The organism is Rhizobium sp. R635 (assembly GCF_002211285.1).
Lineage (GTDB): Bacteria > Pseudomonadota > Alphaproteobacteria > Rhizobiales > Rhizobiaceae > Rhizobium.
Map to the genome: position 1 here is coordinate 15,983 of NZ_LOKX01000033.1, position 17,110 is coordinate 33,092.

A 17,110-nucleotide genomic window follows, 5' to 3' on the forward strand; every position below is an offset into this window, starting at 1 on the left:
CGGCCTCAATGTTGCAGGAGGAAGGCGTGATCGCCGACGAGCCGGCGGCGCAGCCACGCGGAGAACTGGTCGACGGCGACGATCGTCACGAAGAGCAGGAGAACGAGCGCCATCGTCTTGGCGCCGAAGCCGCGCGAGATCGAAAGCTTCAGCTCCTCGCCGATGCCGCCGCCGCCGACGGCGCCGATGATGGTCGAGGCGCGCACGTTGATCTCAAGGCGCAGCAGCGCATAGGAGGTGAAATTCGGCAGCACCTGCGGCAGGGCGGCGAAGCGCACGCGCTCCCACCAGTTGGCGCCGACGGCTTTCATGCCCTCATGCGGCTTCATGTCGATATTCTCCGCCACCTCGTAGAAGAGTTTGCCGAGCGCGCCGATCGTGTGCAGGGTGATGGCGATGATGGCCGCGACCGGCCCGATCGACAGGATCGCCGAAAACAGCCCGGCGATGACGATCTCGGGGAAGGCGCGCAGGAATTCCATCAGGCGCTTGGTGAAGACGCGCAGCGGCAATGAAGCCGTCAGGTTGCGCGCGGCAAAGAAGCTCAAGGGGACGGCAAAGACGAAGGCGATGATGGTCGAGATCAGCGCCACGTTGATCGTGACGATCATCAGCTCGAAATATTCGGGAATGTAGAAAGCGCCCCAGACGTAGACGCGGCCCTTGTCGAAATTGAATTCCTCGCCGCCCTTGTCGTTGACGCTCGCTATGTCGAACAGCGCGCGCCAGACATCGTTCCAATCCTTGGGGATGAGCCAGCTCAGGAAGTCGAAGAGATGCGGCAGGCGGTCGAAGAAATGGCCGGCATTGCTCTCGTCGGCAAAACGGACGGAGCTTACGAAAGCCGCAATGAGGATGACGAGGCCGAGTACGGTGTAGAAGCGGCGCCTGGCGACCATCCGGCCCCAGGCGGTGCCGATCTCCTGCGTGCTCTGCATGTGCGGCTGTGTATCGGCAATAGTCATGGACGCCCCGACCGGTAATAAAGATAAAGGGCGGCCGTTGCCGGCCGCCCCGTATTCGAAAGGCGATCAGCCGCCGATGGCAGCTTTGCGGACGTCGACGACGGCATTGTAGAAGTCGTGCTTGACCGGGGCGTAGCCCTGGTAGTCGCCGCCTTCGACAGCCGTGAAGCACTTGTGATCCTTTGCCGGCAGGGCCGTGAAGAAGGCCGCGAGCTTCGTCTGCCATTCTTCGCCGAGGGCGTTGCGAACGACGAGCGGGCCGTTCGGGATCAGCGGCGAACGCCAGACTTCGACGAGCTTGTTCGGATCGACGGCGCCCTTGTCGACTTCCTTGCGGAAGGTGCCGGAGGTGTAGCCGTCCTTGAAATCGCCGAGGCCAGACGAATCGTCGACGGCGATGTCGACCTTGCCGTCATAAGCGGCGAGCAGGTTGTTCTCGTGGCCGCCGTTGAACTGCGTCGAAGCGAAGAACTTGTCGTTCGGCATGCCCGTGTCCTTCGGGATCTGCGTCAGCGGAACGAGGTAGCCCGAGGTGGAGTCCGGATCGGCGTAGCCGAGCTTTTTGCCCTTGGCGTCCTTGATGGACTTGATGCCGGAGGACTTCAGAGCGAGACCGATCGAGTAGTAGCCGGTCGAACCGTCCTTCTGCTGCGTCGTCAGGATCGGCGTAACGGCCTTCGGGTCCTTGATGTAGACGGCCGCATAGCCGGAAGCGCCGAGTTCGGCGAAGTCGAGCGTGCCGCCGAGCAGGCCCTGGATGACGCCGTCATAATCGGCGGCCGGGAAGAGTGAAACCTTCTCGAAGCCGAATTCCTGCTTCAGGTGGTCGGCGAGGCAGGCATAGTTGCGCAGGCGGTCGGTTTCGTTTTCGCCGCCGAGGATGCCGATGCGGAATTCCTTGAGGTCCGCAGCGTTGGCGCCGCCGGCGAGCGCAAAGAGCGCCGTTGCCGCAAAGAGTGCTTTCTTCAACATGAGTTCTCTCCTATTGACCGGTATCTCCGGCCTTCCCGTTACGAAGAAGTGTGCCCTTGACGCGGGCGCTCGATCGCGGCCGCCTCGCTCAGAGGCCGGCCAGCGCCAGCGGCTGGACGCCGGCGGATGGATTGTCTGCCCGCTCGGGAGCGATATTGATCGACGTTGACGTCATCGTTTCGTCGATGCCGGCGCCGTCCTTGTCCGTCCCGTAGATTTCCTTCACCGCTTCGCCCGTCAGATCCGAGGGCCTGCCGTCGAAGACCACGCGGCCGTGGGCCATGCCGACGATGCGCTCACAATAGCTGCGGGCGGTATCGAGCGTGTGGAGGTTGGTGATGACGGTGATGCCCTCGCGCTCGTTGATATCGCGCAGCGCATCCATGACGATCTTGGCGTTCAGCGGATCGAGCGAGGCGATCGGCTCGTCGGCGAGCACCATCTTCGGGTTCTGCATCAGGGCGCGAGCGATCGCCACACGCTGCTGCTGGCCGCCGGAAAGCGTGCCGGCCGGCTGCAGGGCGGTCTGTTCGATGCCGAGGCGTTCGAGCGCTGCGATCGCATGCACGCGCTCTTCGCGGGTGAAGATGTTGAGCAGGCTGAGAAGCGTCGAGCGGTGATTGAGGCGGCCGAGCATGACATTTGTGAGAACGTCGAGACGCGGCACCAGATTGAACTGCTGGAAGATCATCGCGCAGTCGCGCTGCCAGTTCCGCAACGCTCCGCCGCGAAGCCTGGAGACCTCGATGCCGGCGAAATGAATGGAGCCGGAACTCGGTTCCTGCAGGCGGTTGATCATGCGCAGGAGCGTCGACTTGCCGGCGCCGGAGCGGCCGATGATGCCGACCATTTGGCCCTGGGGAATGGTGAGGGTCACGGAGTCGACAGCGAGCTTGTTTCCGAAACGACGTGTGACATCTTTCAGCTCGAACATCATGCTGGTCCCTTGCATTCCAAGCCTTGGTCCGCATCGCATTAGTCCCGCTTCATGAACCTCCAATGTCATATTTGTGTAAGTCGCGTCACAAATCCCGGCGCCGTGACGGGAGCATCTAGCCCTCGTAGCGCGCCAGAAAATCTTCCGCGCTCAGGTTGCGGAAATCCTGCAAAGCCAGGCGCAGACGATCATGCTCCCAGTCCCACCAGGCAAGCCTGTCCATGCGTTCACCGATCTCTTTCGGGAAGCGCTCTCGGATCAGCTTCGCCGGCACACCGCCGACGATCGTGTAGGGTGCGACGTCTTTCGACACCACGGCGCCGGCACCGATGACGGCGCCGTTGCCGACGCTGACGCCCGGCAGGATGGTCGCCCCGTGCCCGATCCAGACGTCGTGGCCGATCGTCACGCGGTTTGCGCGCCGCCAGGCGAAGAAGTCCGTCTCCATGTCGCCGTCCGGCCAGTAGTCGGCGGCGCGATAGGTGAAATGATGCAGTGTCGCGCGCCATGTCGGATGGTTGGTGGCGTTGATGCGCACGGCGGCGGCGATATTGACGAACTTGCCGATCGTCGCGCACCAGACGGCGCCATCCTGCATGATGTAGGAGTAGTCGCCGAACTCGGCCTCGCTGATGCGGCAGCGCTCGGAGACCTCCGTATAGCGCCCGAAGGTGGAGTGGCTGACATCAGCCGTTTCGTGGAAATAGGGCTCGGTGCCCAGCTTGCGGCTCATGCGGCGATCTTCCTTGGTGAGAACTGCTGGACGTCGAGGATGCGGTCGGCGACCGCCTCGCGAACTTCCTCGTCGTGGAAGATGCCGAGAAGGGCGACACCCGCGCTCTTCTTCTCCGCGATCATGTCGACGACGACGGCGCGGTTTTTCGCGTCGAGTGAGGCTGTGGGTTCGTCGAGAAGCAAGATCCTATGCTCGGTGATGAAGCCGCGCGCAATGTTGACGCGCTGCTGCTCGCCGCCGGAGAAGGTGGCGGGCGGAAGCTGCCAGAGCGCTTCCGGCAGGTTGAGCCTGGCGAGCAGGGCGCCTGCCTTTTCCCGAGCGGCGGCCATTTCTTCGCCGCGCGCCACGAGCGGCTCGGCCACCACGTCGATCGCCGCCACGCGCGGCACGGTGCGCAGGAACTGGCTGACATAGCCGAGCGTATTGCGGCGGACATTGAGCACGGTGCGCGGATCGGCGGAAGCGAGGTCGACGATGCGCCCGTCGTGGCGAATGAGGATCTGGCCGGTGTCGACGGCATAATTGCCGTAGATCATCTTGAGCAGCGAACTCTTGCCGATGCCCGAGGGGCCGCCGAGCACGACGCATTCGCCAGCCGCGACCGAGAAGGCGACATCGGAGACGACGGGCAGCCTGATGCCGTCGCGCAGATGCATGGTGAAGCTCTTCGAGACTTCGGAAACGACGAGGGGTGTGGGCATGACTTCTTCTTTCCTGGCTTTTTAACGAGGCTCAGACCTGCAGGATCGAGGAGACGAGCAGCTGCGTGTAGGGTTCGTGCGGATCGTCGAGCACGCGGTCGGTGAGACCCTGTTCGATGACGTAGCCGTCCTTCATCACCATCATCCGGTGGGAGAGCAGGCGGGCGACGGCAAGATCATGGGTGACGATGATCGCCGAGAGGCCGAGATCGTTGACGAGGCCGCGCACGAGATCGAGCAGGCGCGCCTGCACCGAGACGTCGAGGCCGCCCGTGGGTTCGTCCATGAAAACGAGGCGCGGGCCGGTGACGAGATTGCGGGCGATCTGCAGCCGCTGGCGCATGCCGCCGGAAAAGGCGCGCGGCTGGTCGTCGATGCGGTCGGCGTCGATCTCGACGCGTTCGAGCCAGTCGATGGCGGTCGAGCGGATCTTGCCGTAGTGCCGATCGCCGATCGCCATCAGCCGTTCACCGACATTGGCGCCCGCAGAGACGGTCATGCGCAGCCCGTCGGCCGGGTTCTGGTGCACGAAACCCCAGTCGGTGCGCATCAGGAAGCGGCGCTCTGCCTCGTTCATGTGGTAGAGGTCGCGGTAGCTGCCGTCGCGCATGTGATATTCGACGCTGCCGGTCGATGGCATCAGCCGGGTGGAGATGCAGTTGAGCAGCGTCGTCTTGCCCGAACCGGATTCGCCGACGATGGCGAGCACTTCGCCCGGCCAGAGCTCGAAAGAGACGTTCCGGCAGCCGATGCGATTGCCGTAGAATTTCGAGAGGTCGTTGACTTTGAGAAGCGGTGTGTCGGTCATTCTGCAGCCTCCCGGGCCAGCATTTCGCCGGCATGTCCCTGTGCGCGGCGATCTTCGCAGTGGTCGGTATCGGAGCAGACGAACATGCGCCCGCCCTTGTCGTCGAGGATGACCTCATCGAGGTAGACCTCCTCCGCGCCGCAAAGCGCGCAAGGCTTGCCGAAACGCTGGATCTCGAAGGGATGGTCTTCGAAGTCCAGGCTGACGACATCGGTATAGGGCGGCACGGCATAGATACGCTTTTCGCGGCCGGCGCCGAAAAGCTGCAGCGCTTCCGACCTGTGCATCTTCGGATTATCGAATTTCGGCGTCGGCGAGGGGTCCATGACGTAGCGGCCATGCACCTTGACCGGATAGGCGTAGGTCGTGGCGATGCGGCCGTTGCGGGCGATATCCTCGTAGAGCTTCACATGCATGAGGCCATATTCCTCAAGCGCATGCATCTTGCGCGTCTCGGTCTCGCGCGGTTCGAGGAAGCGCAGCGGTTCCGGAATCGGCACCTGGTAGACGAGCACCTGGCCTTCACCGAGTTTTTCCTCCGGGATGCGGTGGCGCGTCTGGATGATCGTCGCCTCGCTGGTGCGCGTCGTCACCGCGACATTGGCGACCTTCTGGAAGAAGGCGCGGATCGAAACGGCGTTGGTCGTGTCGTCGGCGCCCTGGTCTATCACCTTCAGCACGTCGTCAGGCCCGATGATCGAGGCCGTCACCTGCACGCCGCCGGTGCCCCAGCCATAGGGCATCGGCATTTCTCTGCTGGCGAAGGGCACCTGATAGCCCGGAATGGCGATCGCCTTCAGGATGGCGCGGCGGATCATCCGCTTGGTCTGTTCGTCGAGATAAGCGAAGTTGTAGCTGGCGAGATCACTCATTCGGCGGCTTCCTTCATGTCTTCGCCGCTGCTGCGGGCGGCTTCGAATTCGCGGCGCATGCGGCGGACGAGATCGAGTTCGGCCTGGAAGTCCACATAATGCGGAAGTTTCAGGTGCTCGACGAAGCCCGTCGCCTGGACGTTGTCGGAATGGGAGATGACGAATTCCTCGTCCTGTGCCGGCGCGGTAATGTCCTCGCCGAGCTCTTCGGCGCGAAGCGCGCGATCGACCAGCGACATCGCCATCGCCTTGCGCTCGCTCTGGCCGAAGACCAGGCCGTAGCCGCGGGTAAACTGCGGCGGCGCCTTAGCGGAGCCTTTGAACTGGTTGACCATCTGGCATTCGGTGATCTGGATCGTGCCGAGCGAGACGGCGAAACCGAGCTCCGGCACGTCGAATTCCACTTCGACCTCGCCGATGCGGATTTCGCCGGTGAAGGGATGGTTGCGGCCGTAGCCGCGCTGGGTGGAATAACCGAGCGCCAGCAGGAAGCCCTCGTCGCCGCGGGACAGCGCCTGCAGGCGCAGGTCGCGGGTCATCGGGAATTCCATCGGCTCGCGTGTGAGATCGCCGATCTCGTGATCTTCGGGCATGTCGCCGTCGGCCTCGATCAGGCCCTCTTCGCCGAGGATTTCGGAGACGCGCATGATACGGCCGGTATCGGCCGGACGCTGGGCCGGCGCCTCGACCGCTTCGTCCTCAAGCAGCGAGGGATCGAGCAGCCGGTGGGTATAATCGAAGGTGGGGCCAAGCAGCTGGCCGCCCGGCAGGTCCTTGTAGGTTGCCGAGATGCGGCGCTCGATCGTCATATCAGCCGTGTCGAGCGGCTTGGAATAGCCGAAGCGCGGCAGCGTCGTGCGGTAAGCGCGCAGCAGGAAGATCGCCTCGATCATGTCGCCGCGCGATTGACGGACGGCGAGTGCGGCGAGCGTGCGGTCGAAAAGCGAGGCCTCGGCCATGACGCGGTCGACGGCGAGGGCGAGCTGTTCGACGATCTGCTCGATGCCGATCGCGGGCACGGAGCGGTCGCCGCGCCGGCGGTCGGCAAGCAGCCGGTGGGCATTGGCGATGGCGGTCTCGCCACCTTTGACGGCAACATACATGAGCTCAGATCTCCGTTGCTGTGATCTTGGTGGTGCGCGGCAGGCAGACGAAGCGCTTGCCCGATGTCAGCACGATGTCGATGCCGCGCGGAAAGAGCACGCGGTTCTCGGTCCAGAGCCTGAGAAAGGTCTCCGGCAGGCCGGACGGCGCGATCTCCGTGACGCTCTGGATACCCGGACCCATCAGCGCCAGCCTGCGTCCGCCTTCGAGTTCGGGAAGTTCGATGACGACAGTCGTCGAGCGGTCTGGATATTCCTGCGTGCCCGATGCGAAGAGGCCGAAGGAACAAAGCGCGGTGCCCGCCTCGATGAAGGCAAAGCGCGCATCCGCCTTTTCCTGGATCACCGGAGCGCCGGTGTGGAAGCCGAGCCATTCCGGCACCGCGGATTTCGCCAGTCCCGAGGTAAGCCAGACAGGCGTGTCGTGGTCGCAAAGGGTGAGTGCGATCGTGCCGGCGGCAATGCCGAGCGGCGCCGGCGGATCGATATCGGGCTCGACGCTCCGAATGGTGCCGGGGCGGGCCATGCCGTCCATCAGCATCTTGAAGACGCTCTGCGCATGGAAAACCGGGTCGGCAAAACCGCCGGTCAAGGCTTCCGTCGTGAGGCCCATCAATTGTCTCCCCGTACCATGGTGAAGAAATCGACGCGGGTCGCGGCCGTCTCGTCCGCCTTGCGGCGCTCGGTTGCGGCGATCCGCTCAGTGATCGGCGAAAGCAGCGCCTGTTCGACGAAGTGCCTTGTCGCATCCTCCTGCCAGAGCGCGTCGAGGATCGCCGCAAGACGGGCCTTCTCTCGGTCGGCGCCGAGCGCCTGCGCATGGCCGATGCAGCCGGACTCGAGCCGCACCGTCGCGCGCGTCACCGTCACCTCGCCGAGATTGAAGGGGGCTCCGCCGCCGCCGATGCGGCCGCGCACCATCACGAGCCCGGTTTCCGGCCCGCGCACCGGAAACGCCACGGGCTTTTGCGGCAACGCATCCCAAGCCGCCTGGAGTTCGCTGGGTTCCGCGCGCGCCAGCAGATCGGCGGCGCGTTTGCGCCCCGAGACCGTCTGTGACGCAGCGTCTTTCCTGTCCGCTGATATCATCGCCGCTTTCCTCAAAATGTCTATTGATATAGACAACCATACAAGCTATACCTAGCCTTAAATCGGTGTCGTGACAAGCGTGTGACATCCAGCGCATCGTGCGTCCCTCGGACGCGATGCGCAAAGCGTGAAAAGACAGGGCAGGCTGAATGGCAGGGCTGAAGCAGGTGCAGAGGCAAACGGGCGTGGCGCTCTGGCGTCAGATCGCCGATCGCATTCGCGAGGCGATCGGCAACGGAGCCTATGACGAAACGGGAATGGTGCCGCCGGAAACGGTGCTGGCGCTGCAATTCGGCGTCAACCGGCATACGGTGCGCAGTGCGCTGGCGGCGCTGGCGCAGGAGGGAATCGTGCGCGCGGTACAGGGTCGCGGCACGCTGATCGAGCGCAAGGAGCGGCTGAATTTCCCAATCACGCGGCGCACGCGCTTCACCGCCGGCATCGGCGATCAGGCGCGCGAAATGCGCGGTCTTCTGCTGGATGAGGCGCAGGAAGAGGCGAGCGCCGACGTCGCCCGCTGGCTGGGCCTGAAACAGGGCGAGCAGGTAATCCGGCTGGAAACCTTGCGCCATGCCGACAGGCGGCCGGTTTCAAAGGCGACGAGCTGGTTTCCCGCCGAACGCTTCGCCGGGATCGGGCAAGCCTACCGAAAGCATGAATCGATCACCAAGGCTTTCGCCGAACTCGGCCTGTCGGATTATGTCCGCGCCACGACCGAGGTGACGGCCGCCCATGCGGGCACGGCGGATCTCGCCGATCTGGAACTCACCCCCGGCGCGATCCTGTTGATCGCCAAGGCGATGAATACCGATCTCGAAGGTGTACCGGTGCAATATTCCATCAGCCGCTTTGCGGCCGACCGTGTGCAATTCACCATCGAGAATTGAAGGCAGCCTTCCCCGTCGGGACAGGGAAGGCCACTGGATTCAATGTGCGCCGGACATGTCGCCGAGCACTTCCTTGGAAGCGACGATGGAATCGGCCTTCAGCTTGTAAACCATCGGGACGCCGGTCGCGAGGTTGAGGGCGAGGATGCCTTCCTTGCTCAGCTTGTCGAGCACCATGACCAGCGAGCGCAGCGAATTGCCGTGCGCTGCGACCAGCACCTTCTCACCGCGCAGCACGCGCGGCAGGATCTCGGTGAGGTAGTAAGGCCAGACGCGGGCGCCGGTGTCGCGCAGGCTTTCCCCACCCGGAGGCGGCACGTCGTAGGAACGGCGCCAGATATGCACCTGTTCCTCGCCCCATTTGGCGCGCGCATCGTCCTTGTTGAGGCCGGAGAGGTCGCCGTAGTCACGCTCGTTCAGCGCCTGGTCGCGGATCGTCTCGAGATCGGGCTGGCCGACCTTGTCGAGGATGAGCTTCAGCGTGTGCTGGGCGCGCACGAGTGCGGAGGTATAGGCGACGTCGAATTTGATCCCGTATTCGGCAAGTGCGGCGCCGCCGGCCTTGGCTTCCTGGATGCCGAGCTCCGTCAGATCCGGGTCCTTCCAGCCGGTGAAGAGATTCTTCAGGTTCCAGTCGCTCTGGCCGTGGCGAACGAGGACGAGGGTACCGCTCATGAATATGCCTCCGATATGTCGTTATTGGGAAGAAAGCCCGAGCACGTCGAGCATGGAATAGAAACCCGGCTTCTTGTCGCGCGCCCAGAGTGCGGCCTTGATGGCGCCGCGCGCGAAGATCGAGCGGTCGGCGGCGCTGTGCGACAGTGTGACGATTTCGCCTTCTCCGGCGAAAAGCACGGAATGTTCGCCGATGACGGAGCCGCCGCGCAGCGTCGCAAAGCCGATCGTGCCCGCCTCGCGGGCGCCGGTATGGCCGTCGCGGACCCTCACCGATTTCGAGGCGAGATCGATATTGCGGCCTTTGGCCGCCGCCTCGCCCAGGAGAAGGGCGGTGCCGGACGGCGCATCCACTTTATGTTTGTGGTGCATTTCCAGGATTTCGATGTCCCAATCAACAGGATCGAGCGCCCGCGCCGCCTGCTCGGCCAGCACGCTGAGCAGATTGACGCCGAGGCTCATATTGCCCGACTTGACGACGCGGGCATGGCGGGCCGCCGCGGCGATCCTGGCCTCGTCGTCTGCAGAGCAGCCGGTCGTCCCGATGACATGGACGATGCGGGCCTGTGCGGCAAGGCCGGAGAATTCCACTGTTGCGACGGGCGAGGTGAAGTCGAGCACGCCCTCGGCATGCAGGAAGGCCTGGAGCGGATCGTCACCGATGATGATGCCGTTCGGCCCGAGACCGGCGATCTCGCCGGCATCCTTGCCCAGGAAGGGCGAGCCGGGACGCTCGACCGCGGCATGAAGTGTGGCGCCCTCGATGGAATGGATCAGCCGGATCAGCGTCTGCCCCATGCGCCCTGCTGCGCCGACCACCACCAGTTTCATCGCAGCATCGCTCATATCGGTCTCTTTATCCGCTCAGTTTGAATCGGAGGCCGAAGGCCTCTGCAGGTTGTTGAGGCGAGCGTAAAGACCGTCGCTCACCTTCGCAAGCGTCTCGTGATTGCCTTCCTCGACGACCCGGCCCTGCTGCATGACGACGATCTTGTCGGCGCGCACCACGGTCGAAAGCCGGTGGGCGATGACGACGACGGTGCGCCCGGTCATCGCCTCGTCGAGCGCTTTCTGCACGGCGGCCTCGGATTCGGTGTCGAGGGCCGACGTCGCCTCGTCGAGAAGCAGGATCGGCGCGTTGCGCACCAGCGCGCGCGCGATCGAGAGCCGCTGGCGCTGGCCGCCCGAAAGCGTCACGCCGTTTTCGCCGACCGGCGTATCGTAACCCTGCGGCTGAGCCGAGATGAAATCATGCGCATAGGCGAGCCGGGCCGCCGCCTCCACCTCGGCATCGGTCGCTTCCGGCCGGCCGTAGCGGATATTGTCGCGGATCGTGCCCTCGAACAGGTAGGGCTGCTGCGAGACGTAGGCGAGCTGCTGGCGCAGTGACTTCTTGGTGATGTGGGCGATATCCTGTCCGTCGATCAGGATCTCGCCTTCGCGCGGATCGTAGAAACGCGGAATGAGGCTGATGACGGTGGATTTGCCAGCGCCCGAGGGGCCGACGAGCGCCGTGGTCGCTCCGCCCTCGGCGACGAAGCTGACGCCGCTGAGCACGCTTTCATTGCCATAGGCGAAGGAAACATTGCGGAATTCGATGCGCGCCTGCGTCACCGTCAGCGGCTGGGCGTCCGGCAGGTCGCGCTGGCGCGGCTCCATGTCGAGCAATTCGTAGATCATGCGAGCATTGACGACGGCGCGTTCCATCTGCACCTGCAGGCGGGCGAGACGCCGGGCCGGATCATAGGCAAGCAGCAGCGCCGTCACGAAGGAGAAGAAGGCGCCCGGGGCCACATTGTAATAGATCGAGCGATAGGCGGCATAGGCAAGCACGCTGGCGACGGCAAAACCCGCGAAGCTCTCCGTCAGCGGCGAGGTGCGCTCGGAAAGCCGGGCAATCCGGTTCGCCCGGTTTTCGGCCGCCGTGATGAGCTTGTTGACCTTGTTCTCCAGCTCATCTTCCATCGTGAAGGCCTTGACGATGGCAATGCCCTGGATCGTCTCCTGCATGGCCCCGAGCACGTGGCTGTTCAGATGCACGGCCTCGCGGGTCGCCGAGCGCAGCCGCTTGGAAACGTAACGCAGCGCATAGAGCAGCGGCGGCGCCATGACGAACACGGCAAGGCTCAGCAGCGGGTCCTGGAGGACCATCACGCCGATCAGCGAAACGAAGGTCAGGAGATCGCGCACCGTCGAGGTGATCGTCAGGTTGAGCACGTCGCGGATGCCGCTGACGTTCTGGCTCACCTGCGCCGCGATATGGGCCGAGCGCGCCTCGCTGAAGAAGCCGACCGAAAGCGTCATGAGATGCGCATAGAGCCGGCGCTGGTAACGCGCGACGATATTGTTGCCGACCTTGGAAAGCGCCACGGCCTGGCCGTAGCTGGCAAAGCCGCGCAGCACGAAGGCGACGAAGATCGAAAGACAGATGATCCAGACGACGTCGGCGCGCCGGTTGGCGAAGGCCTCGTCGATGATCGCCCGCATGATCCAGGCGGTAAACGCCGTCGAAAGCGCCACCACAATGAGGCAGGCGATCGCGAAGACATAGCCCCAGAGATGGTCGCGGCCGTTTTCAGCGATGATGCGTTTCAGGATACCGGTCACGGTATCGCTGCTGACGCTCTGCGTTCTGCTTTCCCCGGCTTCCAAATATCAAGCTTCCTGTCCGAGACTGAGCGCGTCGTGAACGTGGCGCGCACTTTCGCCGGCTCTATAAAGAGTTGGGACTGGTTTGGCTAGCGCCGCCAGCGGCGGCCTTCCGTCGATACGCCGAAATTGGCGGGCATGCGCGCATAGGAGGAAAGCCCGGCGAGCGCTGCCAGCGGATGCGTCACCACATAGGTCGGGATGGTGCGAAGCAGCGCGCTGTGCGGCGCCTTGTCCTCGAAGGCCTGCCGGAATTCCGGCTTCTTCAGCGCCGGGAGGATCTTCTGCGAAATGCCGCCGGACAGATAGACGCCGCCGCGCGCCATGAACACCATCGCCATGTCGCCGGCCACGCGGCCGAGATAGGTGGCAAACAACGAAACGGTCTCGACGGCGGCCTTGTCGCTGCCGGCAAGCGCGTGCGAGGTGATGTCGGCCGGATCTTTCATCGTCGGCTGGATACCGTCGACCACGCAGATGGCGTTGTAGAGGTTGACGAGGCCGCGCCCGCACAGGATCTGCTCGGCCGAGACGCGGCCTTCGATCGTCTCGATATGCGGGAAGAGTTCATAGTCGCGTTTGCTGCGCGGCCCGAGATCGATATGGCCGCCTTCGCCGGGAACCGGAATCCAGCTGTGCTGGGCGTGCACGAGCCCGCCGACGCCGAGGCCGGTGCCAGGCCCAAGCACGACGCGCGAGGCGATCATGTCGCCGGTGGCGCTGCCGATGCGTTCGCGGTTTTCATCCGAAAGGGCGGCGATCGCCAGCGCCTGCGCCTCGAAATCATTGACGACGAGCACGTCCTCCATGCCGAGGCCTTCGATCATCGTTTTCGGCCGTACCACCCAGTCGCAGTTGGTGAGCGGAATCTCGTCGTCGTTGATCGGGCCGGCGACGGCGAGGATCGCCGAGCGCGGCTGGACCGCCGTTTTGTCGAGCACGCCCTTTTGGATCGCTTCGTCGATCGTGGCAAAATCCGCCGTGCGCACGTTCGGAAACTGCTTCGGCTCGGCATAGGCATCCGTCAGGATGGAGAAGCGGGCATTCGTGCCGCCGATGTCGCCGATGAGGATCGGAAAGGGAAGCGGAGCGGTGCTGTGGTTCGGTTTTGGCATGGCCGGTTCCGTGCTGATCAGGCTTCGAGTGTGGGAAGGAGCTTTATAGCGGTCGCGTGGTTGAGCGCCATCGGAATGTCGTAGACGATGGCTAGCCGCATCAGCGCCTTCACGTCGACATCATGCGGCATCGGCGTCAGCGGGTCGACGAAGAAAATCAGGGCGTCGACCTCGCCGGTCGAGATCAGCGCGCCGATCTGCTGGTCGCCGCCGAGCGGCCCGCTTTTCAGTCTGGTGACGCTGAGGTCGGGAGCGGCATCGAGCACGCGTCCGCCTGTTGTGCCGGTAGCGACGATCTTCCAGCGGGAAAGGACGTCTCTGTTGGCGCGGGCGAATTCCGCCATATCGTCCTTCTTCTGGTCATGCGCAATCAATGCAAGGCATTTGCCGCCGGCCATGAAGCCAATCTCCGCCCGAACAATTCAATCGATTTGAACGCTTCTATACCAAGAATTTGCGATTTGAAAGACAGCCAGCCGGCGCCTCATTGGATCGTCGGCTTGTCGTTCGGAAGCGGCCCGACATCCGGCAGCATATCCTCCTCCGCGTCGGCGGCCGGTGCCGTGGCAGGGGATGCGACGAGCGCGCTCGCGGCGGAAGGCGCGCCATAGGTGGCGGCCTGCATCGAGGCGACGGAAGCGGCATCGAGCACGGCGGCGCAGGCCTTCGGCAGGTCGGAGACCATCACCTCGCGCGGTGGCTTTGGCGGCTTGGCGCCGGGCTTGGGCGGTTTCGCCGGCGCCCAGGGGGCCGGCGTAAACCAGTAGGCGAGCGACTTGTCGCAGCCGTCTCCCGAGGCGACCGGCGCTTGCGGCGTGCAGCCGGCAGCACCGGGCGGGCACTTCATGCGGATGTGGAAGTGCGAGTCGTGGCCGTATATCGGCCGAAGCTTGCCGAGGTTGGTGCGATCGCCCGTCCAGGTGTCGCACATCTTCTTCTTGATCGCCGGGTTGACGAAAATGCGCTCAACTTCGGGGTAGCTTGCCGCCAGCATCAAAAGCCGGGCGCGCGATTCCGTCCATACTTTGGGATTGACCGTGAGGAACTTGTTCTTCTGCAGCATGCTGGTGAAGGGCAGATCCTCGCGCTCCTTCGCCGTCATGCTGCGCGCGGGCATCGGGGTGAACCAGATATCGGCATCGAGGCCGATCTGGTGCGAGGAGTGACCGTTGAGCATCGGCCCGCCGCGCGGCTGCGCGATATCGCCGACCAGGATGCCCGGCCAGCCGGCATATCTGACGGCATCCTGAGAAAACCGTTCCAAGAGCGCGATCATCGCCGGGTTGCCCCAGCGGCGGTTGCGCGAAAGCCGCATCGCCTGCCAGGTCGGCCCATCCGTCGGCAGCGCCATCGCGCCGGTCATGCAGCCTTTCGCATAGAAGCCGATCGGCTGCGCCGGCCCTTGCGTCGGCAGGCTGGCGCCGCCGAAAAGCGCCTTGGCGCTGCCCGGGCTCGGCGTCTTCTGCTCCGCGCCGACGTCGCCGGCCGCAAGGCTTGCGCCGATCGCGCCGGCGAGCGCCAGTTTGCCGAATGTCCTGAAAGCCTGAGCGAAGCCGAAAGCCATACTGTTCCCTTGAGAAGTGATTTGGTCCGAATCTATCGTGAAAAGTGATTTTGGTGAATCGATGTTTTGAGGGGCGTGGGATCACCACGTTGATGCGAGCCGAAAGGTCAAAATTCCGCGAGCCCGGTAAAAACCAAACTCTCTCCTGTTTTTCGCCGGTATTTTCCGTATTGTCGAATCCATCAATATTAAGGGGAAGTGTGAATGGCATTGTGGTCGAAGATCGGTCTGTTTCTGTCACTTGGCTGTGCTCTGGCGCCGTTGACGGCAACGGCTGAGGAGCAGCCGTTCCAGATCGGAAGCTCGGTCATCACGGAGATGAAGTACAAGCCGGGCTTTGCGCATTTCGATTATGTCAATCCCAATGCCCCGAAGGGCGGAGACCTGCGCCTTTCCGCAAGCGGCGCCTTCGACACCTTCAACCCGCTGCTTGCCAAGGGCCAGATCGCGGTTGGCCTGGCGCTCGTATACGACACCCTGATGAAGGCGGCCGATGACGAGCTGCTTGTCTCCTACGGCCTGCTTGCCGAGGGGCTGTCCTTTCCCGCCGACGTCTCGAGCGCGACCTTTCGCCTGCGCAAGGAAGCGAAATGGGCGGATGGTCAGCCGGTAACGCCCGAGGACGTCATCTTCAGCCTTGATAAGAGCAAGGAACTCAATCCCGTCAACGCGAACTATTATCGCCACGTGGTAAAGGCCGAAAAGACCGGCGACCGCGATGTCACCTTCACCTTCGACGAGAAGAACAATCGGGAGCTCCCGAATATTCTCGGCCAGTTGGTGGTCGTGCCGAAACATTGGTGGGAGGGGCAGGGACCGGACGGCAAGCCGCGCGACATCTCAAAGACGACGCTCGAGCCGGTCATGGGTTCGGGGCCTTATAAGATCGCATCCTTTTCGCCCGGCGCGACGATCCGTTATGAACTGCGTGACGACTATTGGGGCAAAGACCTCAACGTGAATGTCGGCCAGAATAATTTCCGCAACGTCCTCTATACCTATTTCGGGGACCGGGACGTCGAGTTCGAAGCGTTTCGCGCCGGCAATAGCGACTACTGGCAGGAGACGACGGCTGCCCGCTGGGCGACGGGATATGATTTCCCCGCCATGAAGGAAGGACGCATCAAGAAGGAAGAGATTGCAAATCCGCTGCGATCCACCGGCATCATGCAGGCTCTCGTGCCGAATATGCGGCGCGACCTCTTTAAGGACGAGCGGGTCCGCGAGGCGCTGAACTACGGTTTCGACTTCGAGGAGCTGAACCGCACGGTTGCCTTCAACAGCTACAAGCGCATCGACAGCTACTTCTGGAACACCGAACTCGCCTCCTCCGGCCTGCCGCAGGGGCGTGAGCTGGAAATACTGCAGGGCATGAAGGACAAGGTTCCGCCCGAGGTCTTCACGACGCCGTACACCAATCCCGTCGGCGGCGACCCTCAGAAAAGCCGCGACAACCTCCGCAAGGCGATTGCGCTGCTGAAAGAAGCCGGCTGGGAGATCAAGAACAATCGCATGGTCAATACCAAGACCGGCCAGCCGATGAGCTTCGAGATCCTGTTGTCGAGCCCGATGCTGGAGCGCTGGGCGGTGCCCTATGCCAATAATCTCAGGAAAATCGGCATAGATGCGCGGGTGCGCACGGTCGATGCATCGCAAGCTGTCAATCGCGAACGCAGCTTCGACTATGACATGATCTGGAATGTCTGGGCGCAGAGCATGAACCCCGGCAACGAACAGGGCGATTATTGGGGATCCGGCTCCGTCAACCAGCAGGGGTCCCACAATTATGCCGGCATTGCCAATCCGGCCGTCGACGAACTCATCCGCATGATCATCTTCGCGCCGAACCGCGATGAACAGGTCGCGGCGATCAAGGCGATGGACCGGGTATTGCTTGCAAACCACTACGTCATCCCGCTGTTCTATCGCGGTACCTACAACATCGTCTATTGGAACACGGTCACGCATCAACCCGAATTCCCCGCCTATAGCCTCGGATTTCCGGAAACCTGGTGGTCGACCTCGGTGAAATGAGCG

General features: G+C 63.5%; 18 protein-coding genes. 2 read left to right on the plus strand and 16 right to left on the minus strand.

Annotated elements, in window-relative coordinates; genetic code table 11:
- Nucleotides 1-5: 5 nt before the first annotated feature.
- From phnE to phnG, 10 genes are all read right to left on the minus strand, one after another.
- Nucleotides 6-965, minus strand: coding sequence for a phosphonate ABC transporter, permease protein PhnE (phnE, locus tag ATY78_RS21355; RefSeq protein WP_088684310.1), 960 nt, complete (start codon nucleotides 963-965; stop codon nucleotides 6-8).
- Between the two features lie 66 nt (nucleotides 966-1,031).
- Nucleotides 1,032-1,937: a phosphonate ABC transporter substrate-binding protein gene (gene phnD / locus ATY78_RS21360; RefSeq protein ID WP_088684311.1), complete on the minus strand. Its 906-nt coding sequence runs from the start codon at nucleotides 1,935-1,937 to the stop codon at nucleotides 1,032-1,034.
- Nucleotides 1,938-2,025: 88 nt separating this feature from the next.
- The gene (phnC, locus tag ATY78_RS21365; RefSeq protein ID WP_088684596.1) at nucleotides 2,026-2,871 is read right to left on the minus strand and encodes a phosphonate ABC transporter ATP-binding protein; all 846 of its coding nucleotides are present in this window, start codon (nucleotides 2,869-2,871) and stop codon (nucleotides 2,026-2,028) included.
- 118 nt (nucleotides 2,872-2,989) lie between these two features.
- Nucleotides 2,990-3,607 carry a DapH/DapD/GlmU-related protein gene (locus tag ATY78_RS21370; protein WP_088684312.1) on the minus strand — a complete coding sequence of 206 codons (618 nt, stop codon included), beginning with the start codon at nucleotides 3,605-3,607 and terminating at the stop codon, nucleotides 2,990-2,992.
- Nucleotides 3,604-4,311 carry a phosphonate C-P lyase system protein PhnL gene (gene phnL, locus ATY78_RS21375; RefSeq protein WP_088684313.1) on the minus strand — a complete coding sequence of 236 codons (708 nt, stop codon included), beginning with the start codon at nucleotides 4,309-4,311 and terminating at the stop codon, nucleotides 3,604-3,606. The genes ATY78_RS21370 and phnL overlap by 4 nt, the downstream gene beginning before the upstream one ends.
- 31 nt (nucleotides 4,312-4,342) lie before the next feature.
- Nucleotides 4,343-5,119, minus strand: a complete 777-nt coding sequence (phnK, locus tag ATY78_RS21380) for a phosphonate C-P lyase system protein PhnK (RefSeq protein ID WP_088684314.1) — start codon at nucleotides 5,117-5,119, stop codon at nucleotides 4,343-4,345.
- Nucleotides 5,116-5,991, minus strand: a complete 876-nt coding sequence (locus ATY78_RS21385; protein ID WP_088684315.1) for an alpha-D-ribose 1-methylphosphonate 5-phosphate C-P-lyase PhnJ — start codon at nucleotides 5,989-5,991, stop codon at nucleotides 5,116-5,118. The genes phnK and ATY78_RS21385 overlap by 4 nt, the downstream gene beginning before the upstream one ends.
- Entirely contained in the window at nucleotides 5,988-7,094 is a 1,107-nt protein-coding gene (locus ATY78_RS21390) for a carbon-phosphorus lyase complex subunit PhnI (protein WP_088684316.1), read from the minus strand. Before ATY78_RS21390 ends, ATY78_RS21385 begins: the two co-directional genes overlap by 4 nt.
- Before the next feature lie 4 nt (nucleotides 7,095-7,098).
- Nucleotides 7,099-7,707: a phosphonate C-P lyase system protein PhnH gene (phnH, locus tag ATY78_RS21395; RefSeq protein ID WP_088684317.1), complete on the minus strand. Its 609-nt coding sequence runs from the start codon at nucleotides 7,705-7,707 to the stop codon at nucleotides 7,099-7,101.
- Nucleotides 7,707-8,183 carry a phosphonate C-P lyase system protein PhnG gene (gene phnG / locus ATY78_RS21400; protein WP_088684318.1) on the minus strand — a complete coding sequence of 159 codons (477 nt, stop codon included), beginning with the start codon at nucleotides 8,181-8,183 and terminating at the stop codon, nucleotides 7,707-7,709. Before phnG ends, phnH begins: the two co-directional genes overlap by 1 nt.
- Before the next feature lie 149 nt (nucleotides 8,184-8,332).
- Here phnG and phnF point away from each other — a divergent pair, with 149 nt between their 5' ends.
- A complete protein-coding gene (gene phnF, locus ATY78_RS21405) occupies nucleotides 8,333-9,070 on the plus strand; it encodes a phosphonate metabolism transcriptional regulator PhnF (protein WP_088684319.1) in 738 nt (245 codons plus the stop codon).
- A gap of 39 nt (nucleotides 9,071-9,109) precedes the next feature.
- On the opposite strand, the gene ATY78_RS21410 is transcribed toward phnF, so the two are convergent.
- From ATY78_RS21410 to mepA, 6 genes are all read right to left on the minus strand, one after another.
- A complete protein-coding gene (locus ATY78_RS21410; protein WP_088684320.1) occupies nucleotides 9,110-9,745 on the minus strand; it encodes a 2,3-bisphosphoglycerate-dependent phosphoglycerate mutase in 636 nt (211 codons plus the stop codon).
- A gap of 21 nt (nucleotides 9,746-9,766) precedes the next feature.
- On the minus strand, nucleotides 9,767-10,591 hold the full coding sequence (gene dapB / locus ATY78_RS21415; RefSeq protein WP_088684321.1) for a 4-hydroxy-tetrahydrodipicolinate reductase: 825 nt from the start codon (nucleotides 10,589-10,591) through the stop codon (nucleotides 9,767-9,769).
- An 18-nt stretch (nucleotides 10,592-10,609) separates the two neighbouring features.
- Nucleotides 10,610-12,397, minus strand: a complete 1,788-nt coding sequence (locus ATY78_RS21420; RefSeq protein WP_088684322.1) for an ABC transporter ATP-binding protein — start codon at nucleotides 12,395-12,397, stop codon at nucleotides 10,610-10,612.
- Nucleotides 12,398-12,483: 86 nt separating this feature from the next.
- Nucleotides 12,484-13,509 (minus strand): glucokinase, encoded by a 1,026-nt coding sequence (locus ATY78_RS21425; protein ID WP_088684323.1) that lies wholly within the window; start codon nucleotides 13,507-13,509, stop codon nucleotides 12,484-12,486.
- Between the two features lie 17 nt (nucleotides 13,510-13,526).
- Nucleotides 13,527-13,907 (minus strand): methylglyoxal synthase, encoded by a 381-nt coding sequence (locus ATY78_RS21430; protein WP_088684324.1) that lies wholly within the window; start codon nucleotides 13,905-13,907, stop codon nucleotides 13,527-13,529.
- 86 nt (nucleotides 13,908-13,993) lie between these two features.
- Entirely contained in the window at nucleotides 13,994-15,073 is a 1,080-nt protein-coding gene (mepA, locus tag ATY78_RS21435) for a penicillin-insensitive murein endopeptidase (protein WP_088684325.1), read from the minus strand.
- A gap of 204 nt (nucleotides 15,074-15,277) precedes the next feature.
- On the opposite strand from mepA, the gene ATY78_RS21440 reads away from it, so the two are divergent.
- Entirely contained in the window at nucleotides 15,278-17,107 is a 1,830-nt protein-coding gene (locus tag ATY78_RS21440) for an extracellular solute-binding protein (RefSeq protein ID WP_088684326.1), read from the plus strand.
- Nucleotides 17,108-17,110: the final 3 nt, after the last annotated feature.

Bases quoted from the DNA above. Each gene is read 5' to 3' on its own strand.
- phnE (WP_088684310.1), bottom strand. From the start codon at position 965: ATGACTATTGCCGATACACAGCCGCACATGCAGAGCACGCAGGAGATC.
- phnD (WP_088684311.1), bottom strand. From the start codon at position 1,937: ATGTTGAAGAAAGCACTCTTTGCGGCAACGGCGCTCTTTGCGCTCGCC.
- phnC (WP_088684596.1), bottom strand. From the start codon at position 2,871: ATGTTCGAGCTGAAAGATGTCACACGTCGTTTCGGAAACAAGCTCGCT.
- ATY78_RS21370 (WP_088684312.1), bottom strand. From the start codon at position 3,607: ATGAGCCGCAAGCTGGGCACCGAGCCCTATTTCCACGAAACGGCTGAT.
- phnL (WP_088684313.1), bottom strand. From the start codon at position 4,311: ATGCCCACACCCCTCGTCGTTTCCGAAGTCTCGAAGAGCTTCACCATG.
- phnK (WP_088684314.1), bottom strand. From the start codon at position 5,119: ATGACCGACACACCGCTTCTCAAAGTCAACGACCTCTCGAAATTCTAC.
- ATY78_RS21385 (WP_088684315.1), bottom strand. From the start codon at position 5,991: ATGAGTGATCTCGCCAGCTACAACTTCGCTTATCTCGACGAACAGACC.
- ATY78_RS21390 (WP_088684316.1), bottom strand. From the start codon at position 7,094: ATGTATGTTGCCGTCAAAGGTGGCGAGACCGCCATCGCCAATGCCCAC.
- phnH (WP_088684317.1), bottom strand. From the start codon at position 7,707: ATGGGCCTCACGACGGAAGCCTTGACCGGCGGTTTTGCCGACCCGGTT.
- phnG (WP_088684318.1), bottom strand. From the start codon at position 8,183: ATGATATCAGCGGACAGGAAAGACGCTGCGTCACAGACGGTCTCGGGG.
- phnF (WP_088684319.1), top strand. From the start codon at position 8,333: ATGGCAGGGCTGAAGCAGGTGCAGAGGCAAACGGGCGTGGCGCTCTGG.
- ATY78_RS21410 (WP_088684320.1), bottom strand. From the start codon at position 9,745: ATGAGCGGTACCCTCGTCCTCGTTCGCCACGGCCAGAGCGACTGGAAC.
- dapB (WP_088684321.1), bottom strand. From the start codon at position 10,591: ATGAGCGATGCTGCGATGAAACTGGTGGTGGTCGGCGCAGCAGGGCGC.
- ATY78_RS21425 (WP_088684323.1), bottom strand. From the start codon at position 13,509: ATGCCAAAACCGAACCACAGCACCGCTCCGCTTCCCTTTCCGATCCTC.
- ATY78_RS21430 (WP_088684324.1), bottom strand. From the start codon at position 13,907: ATGGCCGGCGGCAAATGCCTTGCATTGATTGCGCATGACCAGAAGAAG.
- mepA (WP_088684325.1), bottom strand. From the start codon at position 15,073: ATGGCTTTCGGCTTCGCTCAGGCTTTCAGGACATTCGGCAAACTGGCG.
- ATY78_RS21440 (WP_088684326.1), top strand. From the start codon at position 15,278: ATGGCATTGTGGTCGAAGATCGGTCTGTTTCTGTCACTTGGCTGTGCT.